The sequence below is a fragment of the Shewanella sp. GutDb-MelDb genome (assembly GCF_002836075.1).
GTDB lineage: Bacteria > Pseudomonadota > Gammaproteobacteria > Enterobacterales > Shewanellaceae > Shewanella.
This window is the reverse complement of the sequence record NZ_PJBM01000191.1, coordinates 1-10097: the sequence shown is the minus strand read 5'-3', so window position 1 is coordinate 10097 and position 10097 is coordinate 1. Positions and strand designations below refer to the sequence as shown.

General features: G+C 44.3%; 6 protein-coding genes and 1 pseudogene. 2 read left to right on the top strand and 5 right to left on the bottom strand.

The window, feature by feature from the left end; all coding sequences use genetic code 11:
- Positions 1-47: 47 nt before the first annotated feature.
- Both CXF82_RS09585 and CXF82_RS09580 read right to left on the bottom strand, forming a co-directional pair.
- On the bottom strand, positions 48-2549 hold the full coding sequence (locus tag CXF82_RS09585) for a glycoside hydrolase family 15 protein (RefSeq protein WP_374702366.1): 2502 nt from the start codon (positions 2547-2549) through the stop codon (positions 48-50).
- 97 nt (positions 2550-2646) lie between these two features.
- Positions 2647-4215, bottom strand: a complete 1569-nt coding sequence (locus tag CXF82_RS09580) for an MFS transporter (RefSeq protein ID WP_102044085.1) — start codon at positions 4213-4215, stop codon at positions 2647-2649.
- A gap of 348 nt (positions 4216-4563) precedes the next feature.
- Here CXF82_RS09580 and CXF82_RS09575 point away from each other — a divergent pair, with 348 nt between their 5' ends.
- Positions 4564-4926 carry a hypothetical protein gene (locus CXF82_RS09575; RefSeq protein WP_257982763.1) on the top strand — a complete coding sequence of 121 codons (363 nt, stop codon included), beginning with the start codon at positions 4564-4566 and terminating at the stop codon, positions 4924-4926.
- 10 nt (positions 4927-4936) lie between these two features.
- Here the strand turns inward: CXF82_RS09575 and CXF82_RS09570 are convergent, their stop codons facing one another.
- Positions 4937-6472, bottom strand: coding sequence for a DUF3612 domain-containing protein (locus tag CXF82_RS09570; protein ID WP_101090936.1), 1536 nt, complete (start codon positions 6470-6472; stop codon positions 4937-4939).
- Positions 6473-6629: 157 nt separating this feature from the next.
- Between CXF82_RS09570 and CXF82_RS09565 the strand changes: the two genes are divergently transcribed.
- A complete protein-coding gene (locus CXF82_RS09565) occupies positions 6630-7142 on the top strand; it encodes an aldolase/citrate lyase/malate synthase family protein (protein WP_101090935.1) in 513 nt (170 codons plus the stop codon).
- Between the two features lie 127 nt (positions 7143-7269).
- Here CXF82_RS09565 and CXF82_RS09560 read toward each other — a convergent pair whose 3' ends face one another.
- Both CXF82_RS09560 and CXF82_RS22310 read right to left on the bottom strand, forming a co-directional pair.
- On the bottom strand, positions 7270-9372 hold the full coding sequence (locus CXF82_RS09560) for a glycoside hydrolase family 97 protein (RefSeq protein ID WP_102044084.1): 2103 nt from the start codon (positions 9370-9372) through the stop codon (positions 7270-7272).
- 201 nt (positions 9373-9573) lie between these two features.
- Positions 9574-10097, bottom strand: a pseudogene (locus CXF82_RS22310) (alpha-amylase); the annotation flags it as partial.

Sequence of the window (10097 nt, the reverse complement as noted above, 5' to 3'; positions counted from 1 at the left end):
AACAGGCTTTTAAATTTATTCGTCAATGATGATTTATAATAGTTTTATCAGTTATTTAACTTGTCAGTCACGACACTGTAATTATCCCAAACCTGCTTATCTGACATCGAACGCACAAGCTTAATATATTCAGCATGTGTCCAAGCCAGTGGTGTGGCAGAGTTTGTGCCTTGGCCTTTTGTGTACTGATAGCGAGTAGGATTGCCGACGCCATCCCATGCTTGCTCGGGTAACATTAAACCTTCGTTGGCAAAGGTTTCCATGCCTTGTACATACGTTTGAATCAGTGCTTTGTGGCTATCACTGTTTAAACTGTTTGTTTTAATCGCTTTGGCAAGTTCAAAGTGACCACGTTCCCCGGTAAAGAAAGGCCAGACTCGTCCACGTTGACCAGGCGTGTTTTTACCTTTTTCTGCATAACTTTCGCCGTTGATCTGGTCTTCACCATAGCCATCATTTCCGTAGCGGCGATAGCCTGGGATGAGTGAGCCATCTTTAGCTCTGAACTGGTATTTGACTCTTAAGTTGTCTTCTAAATTGGTGTTATCAATCAAGCTAACGCTGTTGGTTATGGTCTGATCATTCGCCGCTGTAACACCGTATCGAACCAGTTCTAAAAAACCACCATCAAGGATAAGGCGCTGATCAAGGCCCGCTCTACCATTGTTGTCGCCGAGTTTAGTGTTGCTATTGGGTTCACCATTGGGAGCGAGCCTGACAAAATAGGGCTGAGCGCTAACTGGCTCTTTAGCGGTTGCTGAAAGTTGCCCTGATGTGGTGACCATCAACTTGGCTATTTTACTTTGCATCTCTTTGGCGGTGCTTAAATATAAACTAGCGGCTGTGGTGTCACCCACGTGGGATGCGATATCACTGGCAGTAATAAGGCCTGAAATTACCGCAGCGGTTGTCGATGGTGAGTAACCTTGTTGCTCCTCCCAACGCTCTTGCTGTGTTCTCAAAGGGGTAATATTTGTGTGATTCCAGTCTAAATTCACCTCTCCGCCATTAACCAAGAACTCGGCAGCCGGTTTTAGCATTTTATGGTACCAGTAGGTTATTTCAAGATCTGACAATACGCCCGCTTGCCATAGCTTCCAACCAAGCATAATCGGCATGGCAGTTTGATCTAGCTGTACACCCACCCATTCAATCTGCCCATCAACGTGGGTCTTTTGTAAAAACCAGCCGGGCCTGCCTGAATAGCCAGGCGTCTGTGCTGTGACTTGCACTTTTTCTAAATACTCAAAGGCGGTTTTAGGAGTTTGAGTATCACCCATGGCAAGAAATGCCATGGCGCATTGGTAAAAGTCACGAGGCCAGACGGCTTTGTAACCCGTACTACCGACTTTTGCAGATACGGTATCTCCCCACGGGTTTGATAAAGAGGCAATCAGTGCCCCTGCGTGGGTCTTGTCTTCTTGTGCTTTTAGCACTAGTGCACTGGCAAACAGCAACTTACCGTTATCGGTTGTGGTATCAACCATTCTGGTGAGCGCGGGTAGCGAGCGAAGATAATCTTCCCAGCCAAGATGTTCACCTTCACCATTAAAAGCGGCCAATACGTTATCACTGCCTCGAGCAAGGGTATTATTGGCGTTTGCTACGCTAATCTCTATGTCTTTGCCAAAACCTAATACAACATCAAAACTGATACTAGCGGCGTGTTGACCTGATTCAATTATCGGGCTCGGATACTGCGCCGTTAGTGCTACATTGCCGCCTTGATTAGCGTCGCTGGTATTGGTGTAACGCCAATTCATCTCTCCGTTTTGCCGTAAATCTGTTAATCCGTCAGATTTACCGACAAAGCCGACACTGGCTTGCTCAAAACCGAGATTTGATTTAACGGTCATGACGCTGGTGTCGGTCACTGAAGTTGAGACTGAAAACAGCTCGTTGGCACTGTCATAGCGTGCAATATCATTGGCGCCGCTGTTATCAATATGGGGGTTAACATAAAGATAAGGTGTGACTCCTGCTTCGAAAGCGGTAAAGATCACTTTCATCATCAAGGTATCGCGATCAGGATCGGTAAAAATGTGTTTCTCTATCTGGTATTTACCGTCGCGGTCTTTATTAATGAGTTTATATGCAAGTGATAATGGTCGGCCATGTTCGTCGGTATGTAAATACTCAATCGAGTGCAGGGTATCTTCTTTCTCGGTATCGACAAAGCCGTTACCCGTAATGACAAATTGCATCTCTTTAAGCTGAGCATTATGGATAAGGCCAAACATGGTCTCGGTAACGACACCTTGTGCCAATGAAAACCAAACACGGCTCAGCGGGTTTTCAGCGGTGTTTTGGTAACGGCCATCGACATAAGGTTCGTATGAGGTGCCGATCCCTGTTTTTCCTGCAAATGCCCAAGTGGGCTCTGCGCCAGGTATTCCGGGTGCTACCGAGTCTTGTAGGCTTATATCTGTTGCAAGGGGAAGAGCAGTTGTTTCCGTTGATTGCTCACCGCAACCTGTAAGCATTAAGCTCATACTGATCGCAGTGGCCAATATTTTATGTGTTAGTTTTATCGAGCTTGTCATTTTCATCCCCAAAAACCTTATTAATTATCTATATTTTTTAGTTATTTCTTATTGGCTATGTCCGTCAGAACAGCGTTTATAGCCTAAGCGTTACAGCAAGTGATTAATGACCATCGACATTAACTCTAAGTACGGCAATGCCTGCTATCATCATAAAAATGCCGCCGCTAATAAGTGCGTAGATAGGTTGGCCATCAAAGCAGACCCGCAAGATAAGGCCTAAAACACTGGCGGCTAGCAGCTGTGGGATCACAATAAAGAAGTTGAATATGCCCATATAGACGCCCATTTTCTTGGCCGGTAGAGCATTCGATAGCATCGCATACGGGATAGATAGAATCGAAGCCCAAGCAATACCAACGCCTATCATCGGTAGCCAAAGTAAGCTTGGATCATTGATAAAGATAAAACTGATAAGACCAAGGCCACCGCAAAATAGATTGATGCAATGGGTGACTTTGAGGCCACATTTTTTAGCGACGATGGGAATGAAAATGGCTGCAATGGCTGCAAATCCGTTATAGACGGCAAACAATAAACCGACCCAATCTGCACCATCATTGTAGGCTTTAGATAGCACATCTTGAGTACCATAGTGGTAATCGGTAACCGCCGCGGTGGTATAAATCCACATTGAGAATAGTGCGAACCAAGAGAAAAATTGCACCAGTGCCAGTTGAGACATCGCCTTAGGCATATTAAAAAGGTCATCTACAACACTAAAGATTAACCCCTGCTTTTCACGACTCTTTTTGTGGTTGTTTGTTTCATTATTTTCTTGGCTATGACTTTGTAGTGCCTTTACTTTTTGTGCACAGTAATATTGAAGCGGTCCGAAAAACAAGATGCCTAAGCTCAAGATAAACAGTTGTTTATCCCATTCTAATAGCCAAATTGCTGCGGTGAACAAGATACCTATGCTGGTCCATAAAACACTGCCGTTTTGATACTGGTGCGCATCACGTAGCCCAGTTCTCTCTGTATCGATATTCTGATCTGAATGTTGTTCAAATAAAGCGAGCTCTTCTGGCGAGTATTCTTTGGTTGAAAAAACGGTCCACATCACCGCTAAAAACAGCACCGCGCCACCAAAATAGAAGGCGTAACGTACCGAATCTGCTATTTCACCGGCGGGTGCTGTATTGCTAACGTCGAAAAAGTTAGTCAAGACATAAGGCAGTGCTGAGGCGATAACAGCGCCAATGCCAATGAAGAAGCTTTGCATCGCATAACCAAGAGTGCGCTGTTTATTGGGCAAGTTATCGCCAACAAAAGCGCGAAAAGGTTCCATTGCAATGTTTATTGATGCATCCATGATCCACAGCATTCCTGCCGCGACCCATAGTGCGGGCGAGTGGGGCATGACGAAAAGTGCGAGGGTAGTGCAGACTGCACCAAGAACAAAGAAGGGACGTCTACGGCCCCATTTACCCCAGGTGTTATCACTTAGGTAGCCGATAATAGGCTGTACGATAAGCCCTGTCAGTGGGGCTGCTATCCATAGAATGGGAATATCATCAATTGATGCCCCAAGCGTTTGAAAAATACGGCTAACATTGGCATTTTGCAGTGCAAAGCCAAATTGAATGCCTAGAAACCCAAAACACATGTTGAATATTTGCCAAAAACTGAGCAGAGGTTTCTGGTGTAGTAACGGCTTTGTATCAGACATGAACCATCCCTTTCAGGTTTATAATTATTATTGTTGGTCGAATCACGATTAAAAAATAGGCAGCTGCCTGCGACCTTTGCTGGCAGTTACCTTAAACCTCTGTCATTAACAAAGTCACAGACCTACTAGTTAGCGTAGTTCTGCTGTATTTTGTTAGAAAAGGGTGAAAGCTAACAATATAAATTGCTAGAAACGACCCTACTTTTACCGTCCACACCACAAGCTGAACATGAATAAAAGTAGAATTTCATGTTACCCTTGAGCAGGAATTAGGCACAACACAATACATACGTATTCATGCCGTGCATTTAACTCTAATGAAACACATTATTAACGGAGTCTTAGCGGATGCAGAAGAGTTTTAAGTTGCAACTAATTGTTATATCGATATTTTTTTTAATATCTGGCTGTAATGTTGCAAACCATGGTTCATTTACCAGTAAAACCTATCAAACACCGGCTCAACAAGAACGGCTGGTAAACTTAGGGCCAGTGGTGGGTGAAAGTTGCCAGACACAGTTTTTATATTTAGTGCCAATAGATGAGAGTGTTTCCACACTGGCGGCGATTAACCAGGCAAAACAAAAAATTGAAGGTACCGTCATATTGGCTGACATGATCATTGACGATACGCTTTCAATTCAATTTGGCTATTCAGAGCAATGTATAAGTGTGCATGCGATAGCCTATGGTTCGCCTGTTAACGATTGAACCAGTGGCATTAGGCTTCTTCACATAAGGCTTTGCCTGCTTGATAACAGCTCGGTTGTCTTGGGCAAACGGCGCCGCGTGAACAGATCAGCCGTGCTTCGTTTTGAATGCCACGTTCTACCCAATTGATATTTAGAATTTTTGCGACGCTCATTAGGTTTTGTTTAATATGTTTAGGCATATCTACTGAACCGCTATTGTCTGCACAGATCTGTTTTAGTTCTGCAGCGATAGAAGCAGCATCACCGCCTTGGGCATCAATGGCGGGGTTAAGATCGATACCTGCGCAGAGCACGTGATTGTTACCCGCCATATCTTCAACTTTTATCGACTCACAGCAATAGATCCTTGGCTCTTGAGCCACATCCAAAATAGATATTTGTGCAGATGTTCCAACTTGTGGTTCGTTTATCATTCTAAATACGGCCCAATGCTGGCAAGGGTCTTCGACCACCCGCATGTTGCCCCATGGCAGGGGAATGCCGTTACCACGGTAAACTGCTTTTAATTTACCCGGTGCATAGGCATCAAAGTAATGCCAATGAGGATAAGGGGATACTACCGTCATACGACGCATGGCTACAGAAGCTGAGACACCAACGGTTTTATTGACGTTAATTTCATAACCATGTCGGTCGAGTAGTTGCCTAAACGGCACTTTAGGGCAAAGCAGCGCGCCGGCAAAAAAGCTTGATTCAAAATCACGCCAAGCATGCAAAATATCTTGGGCATTTAAGGTCGATGATGCTGGGGTGGCTATCTCTTCATGCGCAGCAGTATGGCGGCGGCCTGCTGTTAGAACGCATTTTAAACCGTCTTTGTTGTGTAATACACAATGACCAATATGCACTGACAGGTCGTACTTGAGTCGTGTTGGATAGGATTTAAGCATCTTGTTCAGGTAGATGGTTGAGGGTGGCTCAAAAAATGATGTCACTACATGGGCGGTGCTGACCCCCATTTCGTCGACGACTTCTTGCGGCGTTCTGTCGATCCACTTAAGTTTAAGCCCTAACGATTTGGCAATATCTTTTATGTCCTCTAACGCGAGTGGTAACCGCTTTTGACCGACCTCTTCAGCTGCACGTTCGAGATCAGGGAAGTGATTTTGATGGTGCTCTTGGTGGGCCCGAATGAGTAAATGGGCAAATTCACGCCCTGTTGTACCTGTTTGTGACAACATTTCGGGTATGGCAATCTGCAAAATATCACTCGAAAACAGAAAACTGGGTTCTAAAGCCATACCACTTATACCACCTCGACGACCCTTATCAGGGGTGATCGCATCGTCTTCAGGTACATCATCGAGGAACCAATCAACCTCTTTTTGGAACACTGTGGCAATGACGGCTAACATGCCAGCACTGGGCACGCGTTTACCCCGTTCAATCATCGAAAGGTAAGATACAGAGGGGGCTGACTCAGGATCAACACGCACACAACGGGCAGACAGATCTTCCATTGTAAGGTGATTTCTTTTACGCAAATTTCTAATCTTGGTACCGAGAAAATGTGACTTTCTGATCAAGCTCTGATTACTTTTCATATTGTAAAATTCACAGTGTAAAATTTTTATTGTGAAATTGTAATGAAATTTGCACTAGACTACAAATCAAGCAGTCAGAAAACGAACAAGTTTTTTGAAAGCAAATGAAGTTAGCAACGATGAGCGACCTATTTTAGGATTGAATGAGGACAGGGCTATGGATATATCAACAATCAATAATACTGCAAATAACCACGAGAACAATCTATATATTGGTGCAGAATTTGCTGATGTGAATGTTGTCAGCCAGGCAGCAAATGACACAACAACACCCTGTGCTAAAACCTTTTTGGATAATAAGTTTCCGCTAGCAATAGGATCACATAAAGACGCTTGTAGTTATGTTGTCTACTATCAACAGCTATTAGTGTTTATGAAAGACGGTAGCCAAACAGGCTTACGTTGCCCAAAGCAGTTCGTTGCACTTAACGGCTATAAGAGTGAGCCAACAGCCATTTTGCTTAAAGACAATGGCGTTCATGTTGAAATGACGTTCGACAGCAAAAGTGAAAAGGGCGCACAGGATTGTGCCAATATTGAAGATATCTTAGTTGAAGGTCATCAGTACTGGATTAGTTTGGTCAATGTTGAAAACTCTATCGTAGCGTCATCGGTACTCGATCAAGTCTTTACCGCCAAAGACGGTAGCGACTATGAGTTAAAGCGTTAGTCGAATAAACTTTTAATGGATTGTTATAGCGACGAACAAAAAAGCCCTTTAACAAGGGCTTTTTTAGTGATAAAGATGAGATGTGACTCGTCTTTCTGTTTACGTTTGGGCTGTTTGGCTATCTTGTTTAATTAAGCGCCTTAAATCTGATTGCAGTACCGCCGCTTGACGCAAGTGAGAGGGTTAATAACTGATCACGGCTAACAATTTCGCTTTCGATAACATAGTCGTAAGGATTAGTACGCCAATCAGCATCTTTACCGTCACGATAGATTTCAGCCCGGTAGCGAACCCCTTGGGTTAGAAAGTCTAATTTAACGTCGACATCTCTGGCATTATCATCGGTAATTGCACCAAGGTACCAGTCCTTACCTTCACTGCTACCGTTTCGCTCTTGTCTGGCAAATACCACAAACTCACCAACTTCACCTGCTAACGCGACGCTGTTGCTCCAATCGGTTGGTACGTCTTTAATAAATTGAAAAGCATCTAAGCGCTCAACATAGTTTCTAGGTAGATCTGCCGCCATCTGTATCGGGCTGTAAAGTACAACATATAAGGCCAGCTGCTTAGTTAAGGTGGTTTGTACACGGTTAACAGCATCAAGCCCTTTTGGCGCTAAATCAAAAATGCCGGGAGTGAAATCCATTGGCCCTGACAACATGCGGGTGTAGGCCAGCGTTGTGGTGTGAGAGGGGTTATTAGGCGGAGTGCCCCACGCATTGAACTCTTGACCACGGGCACCCTCGCGGGCGATCCAGTTTGGGTAAGTGCGGCGAAGGCCAGTATCCTTTATCGGTTCATGAGTGTTGATACTGATGTGACGTTTCGCAGCTTCTTTAACACTGTGAAGGTATTCGCCAGCCATAAACTGGCCATCATGCCATTCATGTCGAGTAATGCCGTTTTCATCTACGCGTTTAATACCACCACCATCAGCCACATAACCGGTTTTTATTTGGCTAACGCCATGCTTTTGATAGAGATCATAAGCATCTTGCATCTGGTTACGGTAATTGGTCACAGAACCTGATGTTTCATGGTGACCTATCAGTTTAACCCCTTTTTCCTTGCCGTAATCACTTACGGCTTTGAGATCGAAATCAGCGTAGGCCTGGGTAAAGCTAAACACATCGCCATTATGGAACCAGCTACCGTCCCAACCAATATTCCAACCTTCAACCAGTACGCCTTCGAATCCGTTAGCTGCAGCAAAATCCATATAGCGCTTGGTTTCACTCGTGGTTGCACCGTGTTTTTCACCTGAGCCCCAGGTGTTTTCATTGAGGTGCATGCCCCACCAAATACCAACATACTTACCCGGTTCCACCCAGCTCACATCGCCGAGTTTGTTGGGCTTGTTTAAATTTAGGATCAAATTTGAGTTTAATAAACCCGTCGCATTATCACTGATCTGAATGGTACGCCAAGGGGTTTTAAATCCTGCTTGGGTTTTAACTAAGCTGCCATCTGACCAAGGGGTTAGATCAGCCTTTAGCTTACCAGTGCGGCGTTGATTGAGCGTCATTGCAGCATAATCGACCAATGCGGCTTCATGAATACTCATGTGGACGCCCGATGCCAACTTAAAAGTCAATGGCGTATGCACATTGGTGACTTTGTCGAGTGTGGTATTGCTATATAGATATTCATAGCGATTCCAGCCGCGGGCTGGGATCCACCAAGCCTGAGCTTGTTCAGCTTTAGGCACTGAAAATTCAGTGAGCTCATTGGTAATGACTAATTGGTTAAGCTCACCTTGCTTAGGCAGTTCATAACGAAAGCCAATACCATCGTTGAATGCTTTAAAGTGCAGTTTGAGTTGGTATTGTCCATTACTGAGCGTAGTGGTGATTTGATGATAGTTATCTTCAATCCACTCTTGCTCGCCCCAAGGTTGCTGCCAACGGTTTTCAGTTGAGCTGTGTTTGCTTTGCTCTATTTTAAAACCTTGACCAAATTCCCCCAACGATTTAAAAACCAGTCCGAGTCTAGACGGAGTAATGACCTCTTGCCCTTGAAATTCAACGGAATATTCTGGCTGGCCATTGTCATCTGATAGCGTGACAACAATTTGTTTATTGGGTGAGGTCAACGAAACGCTTTTAGCTAACGCACAATGACTTGTAAATGCACTGACCAGCAAAGAAGCGGTAATGGCCATGGTGGTTAGTTTAACAGGGGATGAACGCCTATCTAGGGTCTTATATGCAGGGTGCCGAGTTGTCATTGTGCAATCCTTTTTCTTGAATTATTGTTTTTGAATTAAGAATTTTGTTGTTGTAAGCATACTAAGTTGAATATTGAAGTGGCTGCAATGGACTGCATACGTATTCAAATCTGTATCCAGCGCTGTGTTGGCAGAGATAAAAATAAAGTCACTAAATTTGTGCCTTCTCAAGAGATACGCGCTTTATTAAGATAGAAAGAGCTATTGATTTAGCTTTAACATCAATATCCTGGATTGATTTGGCGCGAGCGTTATCGCAACTGTCGCGTCGTAGTGTGTGACATGTAATGTATCGTTACTCTGCTTTGTTTGTTGCTGCACGGCGTCAGCAGCCAATAGATCCACCAGCGCAATATTGCCTAAAGGTAAATTCCAGTTACGGGTCAATGACAGAGGTAAGTGCAGCGTGAATTGCTTTGTTTGCTGTTGGCTAAAATTATTAACGATGATGAGCTGCTGCTCTGTGGAATAACGGCTAAAAGCGAAGATTTGCTCATCATAACCATTAACCTTTTGTAAGCGGTTAAAACTGTCGAGTTCGACATACTCACCGGTTAATGCGGGAGCGCTGTGACTGAGGTTTAACAACTCAGCATAGTAGCGGTGAAGCTCAAGCTCTTGTTGGGTTGATTGGCCGCCATCGAACTTACCATTATTCATATATCGTTGATGCGCAGGTACGCCGATATAATCGAAGATACTGGTTCGAGTCGGGCTGCCAAACC